Annotated in this window: 26 protein-coding genes; 11 read left to right on the top strand and 15 right to left on the bottom strand. The window is 41.6% G+C overall.

Annotated features, from left to right (window positions below; genetic code table 11):
- Nucleotides 1-2 precede the first annotated feature (2 nt).
- Together CRG89_RS07340 and CRG89_RS09155 are read right to left on the bottom strand one after the other, a co-directional pair.
- Entirely contained in the window at nt 3-2,231 is a 2,229-nt protein-coding gene (locus tag CRG89_RS07340) for a cellulose synthase family protein (protein ID WP_197706679.1), read from the bottom strand.
- A gap of 166 nt (nt 2,232-2,397) precedes the next feature.
- Complete coding sequence (locus tag CRG89_RS09155) at nt 2,398-2,709, bottom strand: 4Fe-4S binding protein (protein WP_103287982.1); 312 nt, start codon at nt 2,707-2,709, stop codon at nt 2,398-2,400.
- A gap of 804 nt (nt 2,710-3,513) precedes the next feature.
- Between CRG89_RS09155 and CRG89_RS07330 the strand changes: the two genes are divergently transcribed.
- Nucleotides 3,514-4,704 (top strand): Nramp family divalent metal transporter, encoded by a 1,191-nt coding sequence (locus CRG89_RS07330; protein WP_148695113.1) that lies wholly within the window; start codon nt 3,514-3,516, stop codon nt 4,702-4,704.
- A gap of 76 nt (nt 4,705-4,780) precedes the next feature.
- On the opposite strand, the gene CRG89_RS07325 is transcribed toward CRG89_RS07330, so the two are convergent.
- Complete coding sequence (locus CRG89_RS07325) at nt 4,781-5,074, bottom strand: hypothetical protein (RefSeq protein WP_103287615.1); 294 nt, start codon at nt 5,072-5,074, stop codon at nt 4,781-4,783.
- A gap of 74 nt (nt 5,075-5,148) precedes the next feature.
- Between CRG89_RS07325 and CRG89_RS07320 the strand changes: the two genes are divergently transcribed.
- On the top strand, nt 5,149-5,964 hold the full coding sequence (locus tag CRG89_RS07320; protein WP_103287614.1) for an NAD(+)/NADH kinase: 816 nt from the start codon (nt 5,149-5,151) through the stop codon (nt 5,962-5,964).
- A 60-nt stretch (nt 5,965-6,024) separates the two neighbouring features.
- Nucleotides 6,025-6,600, top strand: a complete 576-nt coding sequence (locus tag CRG89_RS07315; protein WP_103287613.1) for an NOB1 family endonuclease — start codon at nt 6,025-6,027, stop codon at nt 6,598-6,600.
- A gap of 70 nt (nt 6,601-6,670) precedes the next feature.
- Here the strand turns inward: CRG89_RS07315 and CRG89_RS07310 are convergent, their stop codons facing one another.
- From CRG89_RS07310 to CRG89_RS07270, 9 genes are all read right to left on the bottom strand, one after another.
- The gene (locus CRG89_RS07310) at nt 6,671-7,405 is read right to left on the bottom strand and encodes an ERCC4 domain-containing protein (RefSeq protein ID WP_103287612.1); all 735 of its coding nucleotides are present in this window, start codon (nt 7,403-7,405) and stop codon (nt 6,671-6,673) included.
- Nucleotides 7,406-7,480: 75 nt separating this feature from the next.
- A complete protein-coding gene (locus CRG89_RS07305) occupies nt 7,481-8,638 on the bottom strand; it encodes a DHH family phosphoesterase (protein WP_103287611.1) in 1,158 nt (385 codons plus the stop codon).
- Between the two features lie 169 nt (nt 8,639-8,807).
- A complete protein-coding gene (locus tag CRG89_RS07300; protein ID WP_103287610.1) occupies nt 8,808-9,179 on the bottom strand; it encodes a prefoldin subunit beta in 372 nt (123 codons plus the stop codon).
- Between the two features lie 77 nt (nt 9,180-9,256).
- Nucleotides 9,257-9,565, bottom strand: coding sequence for a KEOPS complex subunit Pcc1 (locus tag CRG89_RS07295; RefSeq protein WP_148695114.1), 309 nt, complete (start codon nt 9,563-9,565; stop codon nt 9,257-9,259).
- The gene (locus CRG89_RS07290; RefSeq protein ID WP_103287981.1) at nt 9,540-9,746 is read right to left on the bottom strand and encodes an eL43 family ribosomal protein; all 207 of its coding nucleotides are present in this window, start codon (nt 9,744-9,746) and stop codon (nt 9,540-9,542) included. The genes CRG89_RS07295 and CRG89_RS07290 overlap by 26 nt, the downstream gene beginning before the upstream one ends.
- Before the next feature lie 31 nt (nt 9,747-9,777).
- Nucleotides 9,778-10,620 carry an exosome complex protein Rrp42 gene (gene rrp42, locus CRG89_RS07285; RefSeq protein WP_103287980.1) on the bottom strand — a complete coding sequence of 281 codons (843 nt, stop codon included), beginning with the start codon at nt 10,618-10,620 and terminating at the stop codon, nt 9,778-9,780.
- 14 nt (nt 10,621-10,634) lie between these two features.
- The gene (rrp41, locus tag CRG89_RS07280; protein WP_103287608.1) at nt 10,635-11,384 is read right to left on the bottom strand and encodes an exosome complex exonuclease Rrp41; all 750 of its coding nucleotides are present in this window, start codon (nt 11,382-11,384) and stop codon (nt 10,635-10,637) included.
- Entirely contained in the window at nt 11,381-12,067 is a 687-nt protein-coding gene (gene rrp4 / locus CRG89_RS07275; RefSeq protein WP_103287607.1) for an exosome complex RNA-binding protein Rrp4, read from the bottom strand. Before rrp4 ends, rrp41 begins: the two co-directional genes overlap by 4 nt.
- Entirely contained in the window at nt 12,064-12,753 is a 690-nt protein-coding gene (locus CRG89_RS07270; RefSeq protein WP_103287606.1) for a ribosome assembly factor SBDS, read from the bottom strand. Before CRG89_RS07270 ends, rrp4 begins: the two co-directional genes overlap by 4 nt.
- Nucleotides 12,754-12,860: 107 nt before the next feature.
- Here CRG89_RS07270 and CRG89_RS07265 point away from each other — a divergent pair, with 107 nt between their 5' ends.
- From CRG89_RS07265 to CRG89_RS07250, 4 genes are read left to right on the top strand one after another with little or no spacing between them, the layout of a single operon-like run.
- Complete coding sequence (locus tag CRG89_RS07265) at nt 12,861-13,523, top strand: DNA-directed RNA polymerase subunit D (RefSeq protein ID WP_103287605.1); 663 nt, start codon at nt 12,861-12,863, stop codon at nt 13,521-13,523.
- On the top strand, nt 13,495-13,878 hold the full coding sequence (locus CRG89_RS07260; protein ID WP_197706681.1) for a 50S ribosomal protein L18e: 384 nt from the start codon (nt 13,495-13,497) through the stop codon (nt 13,876-13,878). The genes CRG89_RS07265 and CRG89_RS07260 overlap by 29 nt, the downstream gene beginning before the upstream one ends.
- On the top strand, nt 13,871-14,368 hold the full coding sequence (locus CRG89_RS07255; RefSeq protein WP_197706682.1) for a 50S ribosomal protein L13: 498 nt from the start codon (nt 13,871-13,873) through the stop codon (nt 14,366-14,368). Before CRG89_RS07260 ends, CRG89_RS07255 begins: the two co-directional genes overlap by 8 nt.
- A complete protein-coding gene (locus CRG89_RS07250; protein WP_103287603.1) occupies nt 14,365-14,817 on the top strand; it encodes a 30S ribosomal protein S9 in 453 nt (150 codons plus the stop codon). The genes CRG89_RS07255 and CRG89_RS07250 overlap by 4 nt, the downstream gene beginning before the upstream one ends.
- 57 nt (nt 14,818-14,874) lie before the next feature.
- Here CRG89_RS07250 and CRG89_RS07245 read toward each other — a convergent pair whose 3' ends face one another.
- The 3 genes from CRG89_RS07245 to CRG89_RS07235 form a co-directional block, all read right to left on the bottom strand.
- Complete coding sequence (locus tag CRG89_RS07245; RefSeq protein WP_103287978.1) at nt 14,875-15,126, bottom strand: DUF504 domain-containing protein; 252 nt, start codon at nt 15,124-15,126, stop codon at nt 14,875-14,877.
- Between the two features lie 71 nt (nt 15,127-15,197).
- Nucleotides 15,198-16,034: a helix-turn-helix transcriptional regulator gene (locus tag CRG89_RS07240; protein WP_103287602.1), complete on the bottom strand. Its 837-nt coding sequence runs from the start codon at nt 16,032-16,034 to the stop codon at nt 15,198-15,200.
- 82 nt (nt 16,035-16,116) lie between these two features.
- Entirely contained in the window at nt 16,117-16,800 is a 684-nt protein-coding gene (locus CRG89_RS07235) for a PepSY domain-containing protein (protein ID WP_148695115.1), read from the bottom strand.
- Between the two features lie 167 nt (nt 16,801-16,967).
- Here CRG89_RS07235 and CRG89_RS07230 point away from each other — a divergent pair, with 167 nt between their 5' ends.
- The 4 genes from CRG89_RS07230 to CRG89_RS07215 all read left to right on the top strand — a co-directional run bounded on the left by CRG89_RS07230 (nt 16,968) and on the right by CRG89_RS07215 (nt 21,093).
- Entirely contained in the window at nt 16,968-17,339 is a 372-nt protein-coding gene (locus tag CRG89_RS07230) for a hypothetical protein (RefSeq protein WP_103287600.1), read from the top strand.
- 222 nt (nt 17,340-17,561) lie between these two features.
- Entirely contained in the window at nt 17,562-18,776 is a 1,215-nt protein-coding gene (locus tag CRG89_RS07225; protein ID WP_103287599.1) for a hypothetical protein, read from the top strand.
- A gap of 2 nt (nt 18,777-18,778) precedes the next feature.
- Nucleotides 18,779-20,404 carry a hypothetical protein gene (locus CRG89_RS07220; protein ID WP_103287598.1) on the top strand — a complete coding sequence of 542 codons (1,626 nt, stop codon included), beginning with the start codon at nt 18,779-18,781 and terminating at the stop codon, nt 20,402-20,404.
- Nucleotides 20,401-21,093, top strand: coding sequence for an HAD family hydrolase (locus tag CRG89_RS07215; protein WP_103287597.1), 693 nt, complete (start codon nt 20,401-20,403; stop codon nt 21,091-21,093). Before CRG89_RS07220 ends, CRG89_RS07215 begins: the two co-directional genes overlap by 4 nt.
- Nucleotides 21,094-21,107 lie beyond the last annotated feature (14 nt).

The raw sequence follows: 21,107 nt of genomic DNA, 5'->3' as shown, positions 1-21,107 counted from the left end.
CATTAGTTGTTATTATTACCAACCCTCTCACTCTCAACATCCTCGAACCTCTCTATCCTAGCCTTGCCCCTCTTCATGAGCGTGAATATTGCAAGTATAACTGTTATCCAAATAGCACTAAGCACAACGTTCTGGAAGCTCACATACACGTATGGTACAGCCTCCCTTATGTTATCCTCAAGTTGTGCTAGTTGACCTCTAACATCACTCATGCCAGTGTTGAATGCCTCGCTATCTCTAGGCAGTGTAGCTATAACCCTCAACCTCTCCTTGATCTCATCAAGGCTCTTATGCATCATCCCAAAGTCTGTCTTTGGAGTAGGGAATACCCATACTGGATTTCCATTCTCTGGTACCAACTGCTCTATCTCAAGCACATACTCCAGCATTGTTGTTGGAGAGTTTGAGGTTACCGCTACAGCTATGTAACCTCTAGCCTTCTCTAGGGGGTATACGCTGGATGCATAGCCTATGTATGCCATTACAACACCAAACATAAGGAGTGCTAGTATGCCTCCAAGCACAAGCTTATAGTGCTTCATACTATAACCAACCCCCGCCTCAATCTCCCTTTCCTTATCTCTACCCTTGCCATTACTTTTATCCTTACCTCCCTCTCTTCCTTTCTCAATCCTCCCAACATAACTATAATCGACCTTGATGTTGATGCTAGACTCATCCCTTACCCTACCTCCAGCACCATTATCAACCCTACCCCTGTTATTAAATATTGAGTGTGATATACTCAATGCTGCTATGTATATGAAGCCAGATGTCTGGAGTGCAAGCAATGGTGCATATACAGCATTACCATTGAATATAGAGATGAATATGCCAACTATACCATAGCCAGCAAAGAATATCTCCAGCAGTGTTGTCTTGGTGAATGGAAGAACGTAATCTTTGCCCCTCCAATCCTCCCATTTCTTCACTATACCAAACTTTGGTGTCCTATGGAACTCAGATCTACTCCCAAGTAGAGCATCAAATACTGCTATTGTATTGCTTACAGATATGCCTGTGAAGAAGAGGATGAGGAAGAAGTAAGCCTTAACCCTTGAGAACCATCTATCTGGCCAGAGCCTCCTTATAACGTACATGTAGAACCCTGGACCAAGTATGGCATATGCTATCAAGGGAGATAATGGAGCACTCTGTATAGGGTAGATGTTGTAGTTCATTGCAAGGAGGAGTGGGAGGAGGAGGAACTGTATAAGCAGTAATGGATGAACAACATGCCTTGTAAGTTGTATGAATGCTTGAATCTTTGTATCTATTGAGAGATGCTTGCTCAAGATTATCTTGTCCAGAAGTTTAATTGCACACTGTATAGAACCTTTGGCCCATCTATACTGCTGCCTCTTTGCAGCATTTATCTGCACTGGGAGCTCAGCATTTATAACTACATCATCAAGGTATACGCACTTCCATCCCTTCATCTGTGCCCTATAACTTAGATCAAGATCCTCTACCAGTGTACCAACATGCCATCCCCCACTATCATCTATACATGATCTCCTCCACACCCCTGCTGTACCATTGAAGTTCATGAAGAGGTGTGTTAGGCTCTTAGCCTTCTGCTCAACAGTGAAGTGGAAGTCAAGGCTCAATGCCTGTGCTTGTGTTAGTGTAGAGTAATCCTCATTCAGATGCCCCCATTTGCACTGCACCAATCCAATCCTCTTGTCAGCGAAGTATGGTATTACACGCTTTAGGAACCATGGAGGAGGTACAAAATCAGCATCAAATATTGCTATAAACTCACCATCTGCCTTCTTCAACCCTTCCTTGAGTGCACCTGCTTTGTAACCTGCCCTATTCCTTCTCCATATATGTTCTATCCTATACCCTCTTGCCTTGTAGTACTCTACAAGCTCAGCACATATCTCTCTAGTCTCATCTGTAGAATCATCAAGAACCTGTATCTGCATTCTATCCTTGGGATAGTCCATCTTGCATACTGCCTTTATGAGCCTCTCAGCAACATACTTCTCATTGTAGATTGGTAGCTGTATGGTTACGTATGGAGGGTTTAGATCGTAGTCGTAGGTGTGGTTGTAGTTTTGGTTTAATACCTCCTCGCCACTGCCTTTTCCATCTCCATTGCCATTGCAATCACCATTGTAACCATTACTACTATTACTATTCTTAATGATCAACTGTTTACTATTCTTATTGTTAAGTGAACGGAAGAATAGATAGTAGAAGTTGAAACCATATATACTCATCATCCACGAAACTGTAACAAATATCACATATGCAAGGTATTCTATCACGCCTAATGCTCATGTGGAATAACAATATAAGTAATACTCCAAAAATTATTAAAGAGATTGGGGAAAAGATAACCTATATTTATAATGTTAATTGATAAAAATCATCTGTATAGACCATCTTTTAAGATCTCTTGGTTATCTTTATGGCCATTGGAGGGCATACAGTCTCGCATGCAAGGCAGAATATGCAGTCAGCCTCCCTTGCAGGATCTGCCTTCTTCTCAGATGCTGGATGTCCAGGCGTCTCAAACCACTCATACACATTGACAGGACATGCCTCAATGCATGCACCATCTGCAACGCATATATCAAAGTCAACAGCAACGTAAGTACCATGTATGCCTAGCAGTTGTGGAGGGTTCACGGGACCCCATACAGCATGACCAGCATGCTCACCAGCAACCTGCCTATTCTTGGTGAAGTTTGGATCTATACCCTTTCCTGCATGTGCTCCTCCAGCTCCTGCTCCTGCTGCAGTTGAAGCAGCAGGCTTTGCAGTTGGTTTTGCTTGTACCTGTGTTGTTGCTGCTGTTGCTGTTGCCGCCTGTTGCTGTTGTTGTACTTGCTGTGCTGCAACCTGCTGCACCGTCTGCTGAACTGCTAGAGGTGCAACTTCCATAGATCTTGCCAATGGAGTAAGACCCTCAAGCCTCCTCCTAGCAGTCTGCTCATCCATCTTGTACCTCTTCACCCAGTCCTTAACCAGCTTCTCCCCTATGATCGTGCTCCTCAGTATGGTATCTATAACCATCTTTGCATTGTTATCTGCCTTTACCCTGTAATTCTTTACCCAGTAAGCATCTGGGAAGTAGTCAAGGGGCTTAACCTGATATATTATATCAATAACCTCACCAGTAACTATCTCAACAGTAACCTCTAACTCAACCTCCTTCCACTCCTCTGGCTTTACAGGCGTTACATCCTGCTCCTTCCACCTATACGTAACGTAGATCCTATCAGCATAAACATCAACCTTGAAGATACTGCTAAGGGATGATACAACGCTCTGTATATCCTCCTTGCTTGTTAGATCCACTGGTATCCTGTATAGACCATACTTGTATCCATGGAGAGGGTATACGCCACGCTTAGTTGTCTCTGAGAGTACAGCATACACCTTATCTTCTAGTAGTGAGGACATTGCATTAATTGCAACGCACTTACCTAAAAACCTTTATATCATATAAGTTAGTCTAATCTAAGAAAGTTAAAATAGTCTAAATTATTACCATCATATGTGAGGCTGCTACGCTTGCTAAGGCTCTTTGGTCCTGCTACCATCGTCAGCGTAGCGTATATGGATCCTGGGAACTTTGGGAGCAACATAGCCTCTGGCTCTCTCCATGGGTTGGATCTGCTATGGGTTGTATGGATGGCAAGTGCAGTAGCTATGCTGCTACAGTACCTCTCTGGAAAGCTTGGAATAGTTGCTGGTAGATCGTTGGTTGATCTAACCCTATCTAGGTTAAGCAGTAGATATGCTAGGATAGCATACTCCATACCCTTGATTGCAGTGATTATAGCAACTGATATGGCTGAGTTCCTAGGCATAGCATTGGGGCTCCATCTGCTCTTTGCCATACCATTGCATGTAGCAGCAGGTTTAGCAGTGATTGATGTGCTTATACTTCTTCTAGCATCTGAGAAGAGAGGTAGGCTTGAACTCCTGATAGGATTACTTGTCGTTATAATAGGGTTGAGTTACGTTGTGCAACTCTACATAATTGCTCCAGAACCTAGTGTAGTGCTTGAGAAGAGCGTAAGCATAACACTTGATGAGGGGAAGGTGTTCTTAGCAGCAAGCATACTTGGTGCAACTGTGATGCCCCATGCCCTCATCCTCCATGGATATCTTACTGCTGAGAGGTGGAATGGGATGAGGGAGAAGGTCAAGAGGCATACAAGGGAGACCATAGTGTATCTAGCAGTAGCAGCTATGATAAATGCATCACTTCAGATAGCAGCATATGGTGCATTCTATACAAAGGATATAGAGGTTGTGGATATGACTGAAGCATACAATACGCTCATCCCACTCTATGGTTCACTTGCTGCACATGCGTTTGGTATAGCACTACTAGCATCTGGCATATCATCATCGCTGGTAAGTGTGGTTACAGGACAGAAGGTATTTGAGAGCATAAGGGGTAAGGGTATAACACAGTGGAAGGTAAGGTTGGTTGTAAGGATGATCAACATGGTACCATTGCTTATAGCCTTATCCATAGGAATAAAGACTATAGATATACTTGTTTACTCACAGGTAGTACTATCACTACTCCTACCATTTGTAGTAATACCATTAGTAGTGCTGATATCAAGGATGGGTATTGTAACGTATTATACAAGGCTAGCAGGTGTAATTGCAGTTATACTCATCATCATTATCAATATAATGCTAATAGCATCTGGCCAGATGGTACACTGATCTATAGGGATAATGCATATACTAACCATCAGATAGGATGATGTAGTATAGGATAAGAATAACCATCATTAATCAATCAATCAGGACACGTCTCTTCTCTCAGCCTTCTATAGAACTCCTCTATGCCCTTTGCTACATCAAGCACATCATCAAGCCTGAACCTATCCTTTGGGAAGTACCATCTTATACTCACTCTATGCCCTCTCCCATCTGCATCGTATATTATGCCCTTCTCTGCATCAACACCATACCTATCATCCTTGGATACCTCAAGTACTGTAAGGTTCCTCTTCGTCTTATCCTCCAGCACAAATGCACCATCAGCATCATACACAATGAAGAACTGCCCACCCTTCAGAACATCACCCATAGCAAGGGAGTGTAAGCACAATTCTATATAAGTGTAAGGCATAGTTTTTATCTTCTATTGAAGGAAGAGGATGTGTGCAGATAAGGAGTGTGTTGATAACAGCAAGGTATGGTAGTGCAAGGGCATCAGAACTTGCATCAAGCATAGTAGGTATGATACATGATAAAGGTTGTAGTATCTACACTGTTAACCCCATTAAGGTTGAAGGTACAAGAGAGGTTGATGAGAGTATGATCAAGGCTCTTGATATAGATCTTGCTATAGCAATAGGAGGGGATGGTACAGTACTTAGAACTGTTAGATGGTTATCAACAAAGCATGTACCAGTACTTGCAATAAAGTTACCTACAAGCAAGGGTATGCTTGCAGAGGTTACTGCAGAGAGGTCTGATATAGAGCATGCTATACACAGGCTATTCTCAAACTCATTCTATGTAGAGAGGAGGATGCGCATAATGGCAAGTGTTGATGGTAGAGAACTACAGCCAGCACTCAATGAGATGCTGATAATAAGGGATAATCTTACAAGGACACCAACTTATAGGATGAGGTTGGTTGGTACAGAAATAGCATATAGGATGGATGGACTGATAGTCTCAACACCAACAGGCTCAACTGGGCACTCATTATCCTTTGGAGGTTCAATAGTGTATGAGGGGTTAGAGGCTATGATGATAACCCCTATAGCACCAATAAATAGGATGCCAAGCATAGTCATCCCTGTTACTGATGTTGAAGTTAGGAGCAACATGGATGCCAAGGTTGTCATAGATGGGCAGGTAGTGTATGATGTGAAGCAGGATCAGGTTATAAGTATAGGAAGGTATGAGCATGATGCACTCTTCATCAGGTTTGAGCCTAGAGGACTTAGGCAACTTGCAAATATATAATGTGGGATACAACATCTTAATAACAATAATAATAATAAGATGGATTGGTTTTGAATATTAATGATAAAGAAGAAAGTTATAGTATTGGATGCAACTGCATTCTATGCTGGTATACCATTATCCTCATTCTCCCATCCATCAATTCAATATTACACTACATCTTTAGTCCTAGATGAGGTTAGGCATATAAAGCAGAGTATAGATGCTATTAACCTTCTAGTAAATACAGGTAAGCTCATAGTTGCTGATCCTAAGCAAGAGTATATGGAAGAGGCTAGAGCATATGCAGAGAAGGTAGGAGAGTACGATCTATCTGATGCAGATATCTCAATAATAGCATTGGCATTGATGCTCCAACCATCATATGAGGTTACAATAGCTAGTGATGATTATGGTATAGTGAATGTAGCAATGGTTATAGGATTAAGCATATCCTACATAACGAGTAGAGGCATAAGATATTCTGGTAAATGGGTTAGATACTGTAAGGTTTGTAGAATAACTTACAACGATGCAAGCAAGGTATGCAGAGTATGTGGAAACAGACTCAGGTCTAGACTGGTGAGTAGTTGGAGGAAGGAGGAGGAGCAAAAGAAAATGGAAGGAGGAAGGGAAGGAGGGAGGGAGAATAAATGACGATAATAATAATAATTTCATGTATGAAAGCTAGATAGTAGTAATACACACATATTCCATCCAACCTCCTTCATCCATTCCTTACATCTGTAGCATCTGTGTAATCATCAAGCAAATTATGCCTAGTAAACTTACTGCTAATGCTTGTATCAAGAGCATATCTTATCTTTCTTGCCTTGGCATATCCTATGCCCTCAACCCTTGCTAGATCTGCTGTAGAGGCATTGAATATGTTTATTGGAGATCCAAACCTCTCAAGCAGTCTTGATGCTAACCTACTCCCTATTCCTGGAAGAGATGCTATGATGCTTAACTGCTGCTCCCTTAGCAATCCATCCTTGCTCTTCCTTATCCTCTTAAGCAAAGGCTCCCTATATGCATCCTCCTTGCTACTGCAGTGCTTTGCCAATGCAACTATGGCAAGTGCTGTATGTAGATAGGATGGGGTGTATACAACTGGCACTCTATACTCAACTGCTAGCGATGCCAAAGCACTATATAGCACATTTGGCTTATCCATACCTTCTATATCTTCTGATGAACCCTCAACTATAACTACTGACCTTGAGTAGTGCTTGAGCATCTCATCCACCTGTATGAATAACCTAGCATCGTATATGGAGTTGATTAGATCATCAACACTCTTACGTTCAATACAGCAGTTTCCATAAACCAAATAATCTCCAACATCCAATACTGCATACTCAACATTAGCGCCCAACTCCTTCAGTGCATCTGGCACCATGCTCCTCTTCTCCCTCTCATCAACTACTATCCTTAACCTAGCCTTCTTACTACTCTCCATCCTCCTCTTCCTCCCTTCCTCCCTCTCTTATTGTATTTATTACATTGCTATGCCATCATTAATGGTATACAAATGTTAACATAGTGCATCGAGCCTTCCAAGCCTCTCCTTGATAACTTGTAGTATGCTTCTGATCAGTCCATCCTCATCCATCTCCAATGCTATGGATGCTGCTGTGGAGTGCCCACCTCCAGCACTGCTAATCCTTGCAAGTATATCAGTGCCTAGATGGAGTTTTGTTCTAGTATAGAAACTCTGGGTTGATCTTAGACTTGCCTTTGCTATGGAACCTTCTCTGCTAACAACTATAGATAGATCTGCTCCAAGATCAACAAGTGCCTTCGCTGCAGATGCATGATGGGAACCAACCTTGGATACTGCAATTATAATGATGGATGGGTTACTATTAGAATCTGCAGTATTGCCAACCTTAACCCTGTAGAGTCTGCACCTCTGTGCTGCCTTCAACCTTGCAATTCTCTCAGAGTAATCCCTCTCCACTGCTAGTATGCTTCTGCACTCCTCAAGTGATGTAAACCTGCATATATCTGCTAGCATGGGTACTGTGCTGCATTTTGCTATTGTTAGGTTCTGTGTATCTGTTAGTACCCCTAAGAGTAATGCCATAGCAACGTCCCTGCTCAACCTCCTCCTCAACTCCTTGAAGAGTCTATAGACCATCTCACATGTTGAGGAAGCATCAACATCAACACGCATCTCATCTATACCTAGCACTGATGCCTCTACTGCTATAGGATGATGGTCTATCAAAACCTTCCTAGCCTTGCTTCTTGCTACTCCTTCAGATACACCTGCTAGCATAACAGGGTTGTTGGTATCAACTATAAGTATCAGATCATTCTCATCATAATGCTCCAACATACCAACAACAGATGCTACATCTCTTGTAAGAGAATTATTAACACCTTTATTATTATTGCCATCCTTATTATTATTACTATTAATACCACCACTACTACCATTATTACTACCCTTCCCATCATTATCGTTATCACCATCCTTCCCTTCATCAACGATCACAGTCCTTACATCCAGTGGGAGATGTTGCATAACCTTACTTGCTATAGCATTCAATCCTGCCGGGAATACAACAGTTATATCCCTAGCATACTTCTTGAATAGTGATGATAGAGCATAGGCTGAGCAGTAGGCATCAACATCAGCAAGCCTATGAGTAATTATACATAGATGTCTTATCCTCCTCATCATCATCAAATCCAGCCTACTCTTATGGTAGTAAGAGCATGATTATGCTTTATAAACTAATAATATTAGCATATCCAACATATAGTAATCCTAGCAAGATAGATGGATAGATATTAGATATAGATTGCTATTGTTGTTTACTACTACTGCTGCTGGTTAAGCAGCCTTGTCTTATTCATTCAGCCCTAGCACCAGTACTCTGTCCCCTTATCATCTCATCTATCCTGCTCTGCACATCCTTAAGGTTCTCCTTCAACCTGCTCTCCTGCTTGCTGAGCACCATTATCCTAGTGCTTAGCAGTTCCTTCTTCTCCTCCAACTCCTTGAGTACATCATCCCTCTTACCCTTTATCAGTACTGGTCCAGCACTCTTGTACACAGCATCATCAACTCCAGCCTTCTTCAACTCCTCTATTGCCTTGTCTATCTCAACAGATTCTATCTCTAACTGCTGCTTCTGCATCAGTATAGCCTGTAGGTTCTGCTGTAGTTGGTTCAGCCTTGCAAGTTGCTCCCTCAACCACGGTGGTAGTTCTTGCTCGCTCATGCTAGAGCATATACAGAACTGAAATAAATTCATATAGGATGATGGTGGGTATGCTAATGCTCCTAAAATAAAACTCTTTACTGCTTGGTAACTGCTAGCGATCTATACGCAGCATCTATAAACCTTAGGTATGAGTTTAGTACAGCCCTAATAGTTGATACATCCTTTGCATGTATCATCATCCTAACTCTTGAATCCTCAAGTACTATGCTAGTCTCAACACCTTCATCCTTGCCTTTACTGTTTGCTCTACATTCAGGTTCAAGTGCAACATAGATAGATCTTACTACACTAATACTACTACTCTCCCTATCCCTCCCACTGCTCCTATCATCCTCTACCTCTACTGTAGCATCAACCCTAGAGATCATAAGCTCCTCCAGCAACCTTGTAGTTACACTTGCCGCACTTCCATATCCCTATTGCCTCACGCTTGAACCTTATTGAGCCACACATTGGACAGTTACGCCTCCTCTTTAGCATCAAGTAGATCTTGGTATACCTCCTCCTTAACGTAGCACCATACTTTGCACCTAAACCCTTTAAACTCTCGCTCTTATACTTCATACCACTCACTCTGCTATTAGCCATACTTATATTATTTGTCCTGCTCCTGCTCTCTTGCTCTTGCAGCAACATTACCTATCTTCTCTCTCATCTCTTTCCCTATGCTTATTGCTAGAGTTGCCACCTCGCTCAACTGCTCTAATGAGAATGTACCGCTACCTCCTTTCTGTATGGCACATACCCTTCCATGCTCATCTGTAGCCATTGTTATCCTAGCATCCATGCATGCCTCTTCCTCAGCAGTTGGATCAACTATTATGCTATTCCCTATCTTTGCCATAGTAACAGATACAGGTATGGTGTTTATTGGTAGAGGTATGGTCTCCTCACTCTTAACCAGCTTATCATCCTGTACATCATACTTTGGTATCCTTGCTGTAAGTAGTGCTGCTACTACAGCATATGATGTTGCATCGAATAGGTTGCCATCTGAGTTGAGTACGCTAACATCAGCAAATACAGCATAGACCTTCTTCCCACTTATAAGCACGAGTTTGTCCAATGCTATCATCTCTGACTCTCTTATCCCTCTATCAACAACCCTAGCAAGTTCTATTGCATCCTCATCTGGAGGTCCTGGCTCTGCGTATGGTGATGCCAATGGCAGAACCTCAGCATTGCATATGAATAGTCCTTTATCTGGCATATCTGGGAAGGGTTCATCAACCTCAACCTTTATGCCTGCTATAACCTGTGTATTGCCAAGAGAGACAAGGGCAGAGCCATTGGCCTTTTTTATCAACCCAACATCTATCCTCAACTCCCTGTAATCCCTCAGCCCTCTGCCATCAAGCCTCTTGCTCATTGCAAGGAGTTCGCTCATCTGTGCCCTCCTTAGTTGCTCTACTATGGTGGTAGTCTTCTTAACACTCATCCCCATTAACCTCCCTACTCTCCCTCTTCCTCATCATCCTCTCCTCCTCCATTATCTGCTGTGCTGAAGTACTTCTTCATCAGTGCTTCCCTCTGCATGTTATATACCTGCATACACCCACTTATAGCTAGGTTAAGGCATTCTCTATACTCATCTGCTGTCAACTTGCCATCCAACTGTAGCAGTGAGATCTGCTTTAGGTTTGGTAGATATGCTACAGGCATATCCGCTTCGCCCATCTTATCCTCCTCATCATTTATATCTAGCACTATCCTCCCTCCAACCTTGCCAGCAGCACATGCAGCAACAAGGTCACGCATATTTATACCAGCATCAGCAAGCGCTACAGATGCAGCAGTTATCCCAGCACACCTTGATCCTCCATCTGACTGGAGCACTTCTATGAACACATCTATAACAGTTCTAGGATAATCCTCAAGGATCAGTGCTGGCTCAAGTGCTTCCCTGGTTATCTTCGATATCTCTATCTCCCTCCTCGATGGTGCAGGGTTCTTCCTCTCCTCAACAGAGAATGGGAGCATATGATACCTGCACCTCAGCACACTTCGATCTGGAAGTGCCATATGCTTTGGATGCACCTCTTTGGGCCCATAAACAGCAACTACGATCTTGTTCTTCCCAAACTCTATATAGGATGAGCCATCTGCATTCTTGAGTACACCAACCTCTATCTTCACTGGCCTTAGCTCATTCCATCTCCTCCCATCTATCCTTATACCTTCTTCACTCATCAACTTGCTCATCTTCCTACTTGCACCCCCTGAAGCATCTCCTTGACCCTCTCTGTTAAGTTTGCTGTATGTGCACCTTCCTCAACCATCCTTATAGCCTTAACCGCCACATGCATGGCATCCTTGTTTGCTCCTGTAACTACAAGCACACCATTCTGCCCAACCAATATCCTGCATCTTGTCAACTGCTCTATCATCTGTATCATTGAACCCCTCTTACCTATAAGCCTTGGTACCTTGGTTGGGTTTATCTTCACTATCTCCCCCTCACCTATCTTGCCTAGATCCTTATCAGCAACTGTAAGCAATGGGTCTCTAGTCCTATCAAAGTTGAGTATTCTACATGCTATAACATCTCCTATGTTGAACCTCTTCGTTAGATCATCCCTGCTTGGTGAGAACTCCTTCCCAAATACATCCTGTGCTGGTAGATGACCTAGGAAGCACGAGTTTATATCAACCTCCCATGCAAGTGCTGAGTAGTCTATTATCTTACCTATCACAAGATCACCAACCCTTGGTATGTATATGCCAGAGAGCGGGATTACCTTAACACCATTCTGGCTTATCTCAACTATCCCTATCCTTGTGGAGTGCAGTCTATCCCCTACCTTTATAACATTTGCCAATGGCTTGAGATGAGGATTGCCCTCAACTATCAGATCTCCTGGAAGTACATACCTCTTTGCTATCATCTCATCATCACCGCCTGCGCTGTACCCTTTGTTATCGATGCTAGTCTATCCATCATGTTCGCCTGTATTGCAGCAGGGATCTCTATTATAACCTTTAGAGAACCATCAGCCTGCCACTCCTCCTTGATTATCTCACCCATGCTCTTTATCACACTATATGATTGTGCAGTGTACTGTGCTGGCACTATAAGAGTAAACTTCAGCCTCTCAGACTTCATTGGGAGTATACTCCTTAGAGCATCAACAACGCTCTTAACCTGATCCTCAGCCTTCTTGAATGGATCTATTGAGACCCTGCACTCCTCCATAGCCTGCTCTATCCTCAGTGGTGGATGGGGTAGATGGGTCTTTGGATCAACGTATGACCTGGTTATTATGTTTATTATCTGCTTCCTCTTCTCCTCCACAAGCCTCCTCCTCTGCTCACTTGTAAGGTTGAGTTCGCCCTTCTCAAGTATGATCCTTGCAACATCTATAGTGTTGGAGGTTCTAAAGTACTTCTCCAACTTCTCCTTCGATGCTCTATTACCCTTGCTAGAGTCCGTGTATATCTCATCACTTGCAAGTATGTTTGAGATATCAGTCCTCTTGCCCATCTTGTACTCTAGTGCTGGATCTGGCTTGACCAGTATCTCAAACTTCTCCCCTTCTATAATAAGCCTAACTATGCTTAGTTTATCTGCCATGGTTTAAATTTTATTGTACACCTATATATTAATATGCAAGCCCTAACTTTTGTCCTAACGGTAGATTTTTAAATGGTCCTCTAGTTTGCAGAAGAGAAGAGGTTAGTATGATAAAGGTGGTGGAGCAATCAGAGCATAGGATAGTGGTTAGGCTCACAGGCTACCCTATCCAGTATGTTAATGCCCTGAGGAGGATTGCAATGGTAGAGGTGCCAACAATGGCGATAGATGATGTTGTTATATATGAGAACTCATCAGTTATGCATGATGAGATACTTGCACATAGGCTAGGGCTTATACCATTATCTACACCACTGCACAGGTTTGTTATGCAGGAGGAGTGTGAGTGTAAGAGTCCTTTAGGATGTCCAAAGTGTAGGGTATTACTCTACCTTGATGTTACTGCAGATGAGAGGGGTAGAACTGTACTATCTTCAGATCTTGTATCTGAGGATGAGTCTGTCAAGCCTATAAGTGAGAATATACCCATAGTAACACTTGCAAAGGGGCAGAGTATAAGGCTTGAAGCATATGCAAGGCTAGGTATAGGGAAGATGCATGCAAAATGGCAGCCTACAACCATATCTGTTGTGAAGGAGGTTGATAGTAGCAAGGATGATTACATAATGGAGCTGGAGTCTGTAGGCTCACTACATGCAAGGGATATACTGCTTGAGGCTATAAACATATTAGAGAAGAAGATAACTAGGATTGGTGATAGCATAGGAGGGTTGAGAGCATATGCAGATGCAAAACCTAGTATTGGTTGAGTGTATAGAGATGCTCAAGAGGGCAGCAAAGGAGCATGATGCCCCTATATGGAGTAGGGTAGCGGAGTTGCTTGCTAGGCCTAGGAGTAGGAGGGCAGAGGTTAATGTATCGAAGATAGCAAGGTACGCTAGTAGTAGTAAGAGCAGCAGTAGCAACAGTAACACTAGCAGTATGATCATAGTGCCAGGGAAGGTATTGGGCTCTGGTAGCATAGAGCATCCAGTTACTGTAGCAGCATTCTCATTCTCCAACACTGCTGTAAAGAAGATACTAAATGCAAAAGGAAAGGTGTTGAGCATAGATGAGTTGGTTAGGATGAACCCAAAGGGTACTGGGGTGAGGATAATTGTCTAGTATAAGTGATGCTAAGCAGGATCTTAAGGGTAAGGATAAGGGCAAAGATGATGGTAAGGGTAATCCTATAGTTGTGGATGCTACAGGGCATATAGCAGGTAGGCTATGCTCATACGTAGCAAAGTTACTATTAGAAGGTAAGAGTGTAGTTATAGTCAATGCAGAGAAGGCATTTATAAGTGGTAAGAGAAGTTCTGTCATAGAGGAGTGGCATAAATTCCTAGAGATAGCAAGTGTTGTGCATCCAAAGCATGGTCCATTCCATCCAAGGAGGCCAGATAACATAATAAGGAGGATGGTAAGAGGCATGCTACCAAGGAAGAGGCCAAAGGGTATAAGTGCAATGAAGAGGCTTAGAGTATACATAGGCGTGCCAGAGGAGTATGCAGGTGCAGAGTTCAAGGTGTTTGATGATGCAAAGATAAGGAAGCCAGAGTCATACTACATAAGTATATATGATCTTGCTAGATCAATAGGGTGGAGTCCATGAGTAGTAGCAGTATGATGGAACTATACCCAGGGGCTAGGAAGACTGCTAGAGCAGTAGCGGTGATAAGCGAGGGTAAAGGGAGGGTATGGATAAACAATACCCCTTTGGAGATAATTGAGCCAGAGGTTGCTAGATATATCATTCTAACCCCATTGATACTTGCTGGGGATGCAAGGGATAAGGTTGATCTTAAGGTTAAGGTTGAAGGAGGAGGTGTTATTGGTCAAGCATTGGCATCTGCAATAGCTATAGCAAGGGCGTTAACTGGATATGCTAAAGGCAAGAGGGAGGTTAAAGATCATCCACTACCAAAGAATGTTAGGGAAGAGATAAAGAAGAGGATAATTGAGTATGATAGGCATCTACTCATAGGGGATCCAAGGCAGAAGGAACCAAAGAAGTTTGGTGGCCCTGGAGCAAGGAGGAGAAGGCAGAAGTCATACAGGTAGGCAGATCGATCTCCATCTATCTATCAATCAATCCATTTATCAATATCTATCCATAAATTATTCCTGCTCTACCCTTGCTCTTGATGAGGAATACACTTCATTTCCATACTTCTTAACATAAACTATCCTACTTGCAGGTATGCTCTGAAAGTTCTCTGATAATTTAAGGAACTCATCAAGGCTTAACTCCTTCAGCATATCCTTATCCCTGTAGACAACAGTGTAGGCATTGATATCATCTGCATGTATGGCCTTGCTTAAGAGTTCCTCAAGCATACCCTTCCTTCTCCTCCTCCTTCTTCTCTTCATATTTCTATCCATTATAGTTGTATAATATTAATGAACCAATGAGTTAACGCATAGCCTTATTATTGCTGCTTTTACTCAACTATCCTAACTATCCTTTCTACACCCTTTGCTTCATCAGCACTGTTCCAGTAGTGCATGAAGAGATCACTGCACCATGTATGGAAGTACTTATCCTCGCTTAGGAATAGTATATTCATATCGAATATACTAGATAGGTTTGGTAGCATAAGCCCTGCCTCTCTCTCCGATACATATACAGCAGCACCTACACTCTCCGCTACCCTTGTTTGAAGTACGCCCTTTAGTTTAAATCCATGCATGGTCTTTGGTATACCAGAATCTATTATCTCCTTAGGTACTATAGTGCTATTTGTAAGGATCATTCTTATATTGATGCCATTACTCAACCTATCTATCAGAATCTTACCCTCCTCATACCACGCCTGTGCAACTATTATGTTAATGTACTCCTCTGCTCTAGCCTCCAACGCCTTCAGTTTCTCTAGAACAACAGAGACCCCATGGACAACTCTGCAGTTAACTAGTTCACCAACTCTGTTCATGAATACACTTGGTATCCTTGTTAGTGTGTATGATCTTAAGATGTCTATATGCTTTGCTATGAATCTGAAGTAGTTGAGTTGTCTAGCAGTAAGCATGCCACACTCAGTTAGTACGAATCTACCATTGGTATTCTTTGCAACCAGACCTGCATCAACAAGCCTAGCCATGTTTCTGTGGGTTTCTTGCATTGTGAGGTTCAGTGCTCTTGCAACCTCACCAAGCCTTAACTCTCTTCCCTTGCTTAACTCGTAAAGTATTGCCAATCTGCTTGGACTAGCAAGTTCGTAGAGTAGATCTGCTGTTATATGTATATCCTCGTCATCACTACTACTAGCATCATTCATGGATAATTTTAGGTATAAGATTTATTTAAATATAATAAAAATAAAATTGGTATAGATACATCACAGTACCTAATACCTAACGTTACCATCCATGCTTGTATCCATATCCATATTCATGGCCGTAGCCATAGTAGTAATGATCATGCCAATACTCTTTGTACCAGCCCTTGCTATTACCAGTTTCAACAACATCAATTACACTACCATCTTTTGCATCTACCCTTACCATATAGAACTTGCCTTCACCATCCTTAATCATGAAGGTGTAGAATGCGCTACCGTTATTCTTATCTATAATTAATTTACCAGACTCAACAGTTCCATTGACAACCTCTTTGACTGCATTTGTTGCTGCATCTGATATCTTTACAGCTATATTTGCATATGCATACTTTGATGATCTGAATATTACTGGCTCAGATGTGTAAAGCACAGAACCATTACCAGCATCTACTATCATCTTGTAACTTTCCCCTCTTTCAAGGTCTACTACTCTAAATGCATAAACCAGATAGCCCTGCATTACTGTGAACCTTCCCTCTGTAACTATCACCCCTACATTACCAGCCTCAACAGTCTTTGATGCTGATTCGAATGTAACCTTTCTATTCTCCTTTATGAAGTTCTCTATAACAGCAGCAAGGTTGGCAGAACCCTGTATCTCTGGTGTAGAATAGTATTTGTATGCTGATACTACACCTATGGTTGCAACTATTGCAGCAGCGACTATTGCTGCTATTATACCATACCTTCTCAACATTCTCATCCTATCTATTCTACCTATATTATTGCTAAATACATTGCTTGTATTCACTCTTGATAGTTGGTTGTTGATGTAATGATAAACTCTATTGCATATAATAAGCTTAACAGATTATAATAAGCTTTAGATTATAGATATATTCATAGCAAGCATGAACATCTAATACTAACATGAGAGGCATACTATATGCTGCAGCAGCGTGTACTGCAATAGGAGGAATACTACACCTCATCATGGCCCCTAGGCTACTTGAGTTCAATGTAGCAGGTGGGGCATTCTTCATAATAGCAGGGATACTACAACTCTTCTGGGTACTTCCAACTATAAAGCAATACTCAAACATATTCAACTATGTAGGTATTGGAGGCACTATAGGCTTAATAGCACTATGGGCTATAACTAGGGTTCCAAATCCTATAACTAATAGAGGCGGACCAATAAACGAGATGGGTATAGCAGTGCAGGTATTTCAGGTTGCATTTGTAGCGCTCTTAGCAGTTATAATAGCAAAGGGTAGAAGGACAGAGCGTAAAGTAGTATAGTAGCGTATAGTATCTGCACAAATACCTTTTATTTCACATATTTAGTCAGTATAGATCGGAATACTGTTTAACAAGTGAATCTAGATAACCATGAAGTAGTATATTAAATTATTTCTTTATCCTGTTATCTATGGCTATGCCTACATTAATTAAATTAAATTAACATGCTTAGCAAATAATGCTTACACCTTTGCATAAATAATCTTCTCTTAAAGCATAGTGATGGCTAGTGAGGTTTACAATAGAATAGAGGTAGCAGGTATATATGGTGTTAGGCGAGTAGATCTTAGAAAAGAGTTTGGCGAGGATGTGGATAAGCATGTTGAAGAGTTAATATCATCTGGTCTTATCTTCGCTGACAAGAAGAGTGGAGCAATAACATACTGGACAAAGGATAACTACATCAAGTATGTTATGGAGAACGATCCAAAGTTCAAGTTAATTCAGGTTATGATTAACTCTATAAGCAATGGTACAACAAGCAGAGAGGAAGATTGTAGAATGTATGATGCTCTTGAGGAGAGGGTAGTGAATATGATGCATAATACGATAGATGAGAAGGTTAGAGATCTAAACAGGTATATAGATGAGCATATCTCATTGATCAAGAATGATTATTCAAGTATAAACAGCCATATCATGCAAGAGATATCAAATATTAAAGAGGAGTTGAGCAATAAACTATCTCTGCTCAACACCATTATAGATGAGAGGATATCATCAACAAACAACGATCTTAATCTAAAGTTAGAGAATGTAAAGAATGAGTTTAATACTTCAACTAACAGGTTGGAGGAGAAGATCAATTCTATCCTAATTGATGTAGAGAGAAGGATTGCAGGTATGAATGTTGCTGATGAGATTCAAGATATAAGGAATGTTATGAATGAGAATGTATCATCTATAAGAGAGGAGATGGATAAGAGGTTGAATAACCTTCATCTAGAGATAGAGAGTAGGATCTCTGCATTGAAGGATGATCTATCATCTAGGATAATCAGGATAGATGAGAGCATACATGATGAACTTACAAGGATAAAGGTTGAGATGGGCGAGAGGATATCTGCTCTAAGCGATGAGATCAAGGCTATAGGTAGTATGTTGGAGGAGGTTAAGGTTATAACAACAAAGGGTAATGGTCATACTAATGGAAATGGTAAGACTAACAATGATGCTGGCAGAGAGCATATAACGCTAGAGCAGTTCAGGATAGATTTTGATAGAATGCTTGCAGAGGCATCCTCATCCATAGGCTGGGTTGAGTTGATAAGCATAAGGGAGAGGATGTGCAGGAAGTATGATATCACAGCACATGAGTTCTACTCGCTTGTATCACAACTGTTAGAGCGCTTCAGTAACAGATATGAACTCTCATCTGGAGGGCAGGAGGGTATAGTGATCAGGGGATTAGTGCATGGGTTCGTTAGGAGGATATAGGCATGAGTGTAAACCTCTACCCTTATGGATTGGAGCAGAACCCATTCCCTAGCAGCCCAACACCAACCATACATGATGCTAGGGTGCTAGGAGGTAAGAGGCATAGAGAGGCTAGGGATGCTATAGTTGCATGTATAGATGATCTCTACTCAAAGTTGAAGGCAAAGGATGGTAACTATGATTCAAGGGACTTTAGGTTGGTTACTGTAGTACAGGATATAGGCTCTGGCAAGACACACCTTGCATTGCACATAAAGAGCACAAGGGATGATGTGATATGCTCCTATGTTGATCTTAGCACGATCTCACCAAAGAGCATGCATGGTCTCTTCTCTAGCATACTGAGAGGATTCGATTCAGAGTATGTAGAGCATTTAAGATCAACTATAGTTGGTGAGATTAAGAGGAGAGCGATGGAAGGTAATAAGCATGCAAGGAAGTTCTTCAGACCATCGCTCTTCTTCAGCAACATAGAGAGGCTTGCTGATGATGTTATGAAGGGTAAGAGGGAACCAGACTTTAGGTACTTGAATCATGCCCTTGCTGATATGGATATAGATATGGATGAGTATGAACTCCTTGTAATTAAGAAGATAGTAGAGAATAGGTTCACAGATGTATCTGATCTAAGTAGCCTTGAGGATATGTTATCATTCCTTGCTTCCCTAGCAAGGATAAACCAGAGGTTCTTAAGCAAGATTACAGTTATAGAGATAGATGAGTTCGATTCCAACATGGACTCTATAGAATTCGTTAAAGCCATAATAAATGCACACCTCCCCTCTACAATAGTGCTTCTTATAACAACACCATCTGTTTATGATTCAATAAGGAGCATAAGCCCATCCCTATTCGATAGGCTTGAGAAGGCTAACTACAAGATAGATCTTGTAGGCTCAAGCACGTTCGATGAGATTGCTGATATAGCATTAGAGTACATAAGGAAGAATGTGAAGGATCTAAGGTTCAGCATACATGAGAGCGATATAACAGGCAAGATAAGGGTTGTGTACGATGAGTTCATAGAGTTCAGGAACATAAGATCGCTTCTAAACATACTCTACCATGCTATGGAGATAGCAGCAAGGAGGAGTGATAAGGTGCTAAGCGAGGAGGCAATAGAGGAGGCTATAAAGCAGGCATATCCAGGGCTTAGGGTGAGGGGTAGCCTTATGAACGTTCCTATAGCAGAGTACATGAGGATAAGGAGGGAGCATTCAAGCATTGATGCACTTGAGCATGGTGTTAAGCAGGCAGTGAAGAACCTCCTAGCACTAATGCAGGAACATGGTAAGATATCAAGGGTTGAGTACGATACTGCAATAAACAGTATAAGTGCAGATGCTGTATACATGGATGCAAATATGAAGAGGGTTGGTGTGATGGTAATCCTTGGCAAGGACTATGCAAGCATGAAGGATCTGTACCATGAGGGCATAAGTGTTGATAGACTGCTAGTTATCAACAACATAGGAAGCAATAGCAGCAATGGGGCAGTGTTTGTAAGTATTGATAAGTATAAGATAGCAGATCTAATCTACTTCAGCCAGAGGTACAGTAAGAAAGAAATAACTGATATAGATGTAGAGAAGGCATTGTTACTTGCAAGATCGATAACACTGCATTGAAGGTTGTATCATTCGATCTAGATGGTACAATCTTCAAGAAGGGGTTGGATGACATCTTCTGGAATAGATTGATACCAGAGTTGGTTGCTAGAGAGAAGGGCATAAGCATGGATGAGGCTGTAAGATATGTTATTAACGAGTATGACTCTATAGGTCCAAATGATATAAGATGGTATATACCAGAGTACTGGTTCTGTAGATTTGGACTTACCTACACTATGCTAGACCATCTACTCAACATAATGGAAGAGCAATACTATGCCAATGGCATGTATGATGATGTGCCTTTACTTGCAGAGATAGGTAAGAGGTATAGACTGATCATATCAACATGTAACCCACCAGCAATGGCAAAGAAGAAACTATCCATAATCAAGAGAAGCAATGTTAGTGTAGATGCGCTATTCTCCTCCATATCATACAATATGGTCAAGAGTAAAGAGTTCTATAGTATAATCTGTAAGGAGATGAATGTTAGTGCAGAGAGTATATTGCATGTAGGTGATGATGTGGTGCAGGATCTCAAGGTACCAAGATCAATTGGTATGCAAGCAATACTTATGGATAGAAGGTGTGAAGGGAATTATTATAATGATAAAGGTCTAGTTAATAAAAGGGCTATCAGAATGCATGATGTAGAATGTGTAGTTTGCTCCATCAAGGAACTCATTGATATGATCATACAATAGTAGTAGTAGGTTGT

Source organism: Candidatus Nitrosocaldus islandicus, from assembly GCF_002906215.1.
Taxonomy (GTDB): domain Archaea; phylum Thermoproteota; class Nitrososphaeria; order Nitrososphaerales; family Nitrosocaldaceae; genus Nitrosocaldus; species Nitrosocaldus cavascurensis.
Note: the sequence above shows the minus strand (reverse complement) of the source record. Positions and strands in the feature narration are given on the sequence as shown.

Coding starts and splice junctions, on each gene's coding strand:
- CRG89_RS07235 (WP_148695115.1), bottom strand. CDS start 16,800: ATGAGAATGTTGAGAAGGTATGGTATAATAGCAGCAATAGTCGCTGCT.
- CRG89_RS07225 (WP_103287599.1), top strand. CDS start 17,562: ATGGCTAGTGAGGTTTACAATAGAATAGAGGTAGCAGGTATATATGGT.
- CRG89_RS07300 (WP_103287610.1), bottom strand. CDS start 9,179: ATGAGCGAGCAAGAACTACCACCGTGGTTGAGGGAGCAACTTGCAAGG.
- CRG89_RS07315 (WP_103287613.1), top strand. CDS start 6,025: ATGATAAAGAAGAAAGTTATAGTATTGGATGCAACTGCATTCTATGCT.
- CRG89_RS07340 (WP_197706679.1), bottom strand. CDS start 2,231: ATGATGAGTATATATGGTTTCAACTTCTACTATCTATTCTTCCGTTCA.
- rrp42 (WP_103287980.1), bottom strand. CDS start 10,620: ATGAGTGTTAAGAAGACTACCACCATAGTAGAGCAACTAAGGAGGGCA.
- CRG89_RS07250 (WP_103287603.1), top strand. CDS start 14,365: ATGAGTAGTAGCAGTATGATGGAACTATACCCAGGGGCTAGGAAGACT.
- CRG89_RS07240 (WP_103287602.1), bottom strand. CDS start 16,034: ATGAATGATGCTAGTAGTAGTGATGACGAGGATATACATATAACAGCA.
- CRG89_RS07260 (WP_197706681.1), top strand. CDS start 13,495: ATGCAGATGCAAAACCTAGTATTGGTTGAGTGTATAGAGATGCTCAAG.
- CRG89_RS07220 (WP_103287598.1), top strand. CDS start 18,779: ATGAGTGTAAACCTCTACCCTTATGGATTGGAGCAGAACCCATTCCCT.
- CRG89_RS07310 (WP_103287612.1), bottom strand. CDS start 7,405: ATGGAGAGTAGTAAGAAGGCTAGGTTAAGGATAGTAGTTGATGAGAGG.
- CRG89_RS07290 (WP_103287981.1), bottom strand. CDS start 9,746: ATGAAGTATAAGAGCGAGAGTTTAAAGGGTTTAGGTGCAAAGTATGGT.
- CRG89_RS07325 (WP_103287615.1), bottom strand. CDS start 5,074: ATGGGTGATGTTCTGAAGGGTGGGCAGTTCTTCATTGTGTATGATGCT.
- CRG89_RS07305 (WP_103287611.1), bottom strand. CDS start 8,638: ATGATGATGAGGAGGATAAGACATCTATGTATAATTACTCATAGGCTT.
- rrp41 (WP_103287608.1), bottom strand. CDS start 11,384: ATGAGCAAGTTGATGAGTGAAGAAGGTATAAGGATAGATGGGAGGAGA.
- CRG89_RS07265 (WP_103287605.1), top strand. CDS start 12,861: ATGATAAAGGTGGTGGAGCAATCAGAGCATAGGATAGTGGTTAGGCTC.
- CRG89_RS07230 (WP_103287600.1), top strand. CDS start 16,968: ATGAGAGGCATACTATATGCTGCAGCAGCGTGTACTGCAATAGGAGGA.
- CRG89_RS07245 (WP_103287978.1), bottom strand. CDS start 15,126: ATGAAGAGAAGAAGGAGGAGGAGAAGGAAGGGTATGCTTGAGGAACTC.
- CRG89_RS07270 (WP_103287606.1), bottom strand. CDS start 12,753: ATGGCAGATAAACTAAGCATAGTTAGGCTTATTATAGAAGGGGAGAAG.
- rrp4 (WP_103287607.1), bottom strand. CDS start 12,067: ATGATAGCAAAGAGGTATGTACTTCCAGGAGATCTGATAGTTGAGGGC.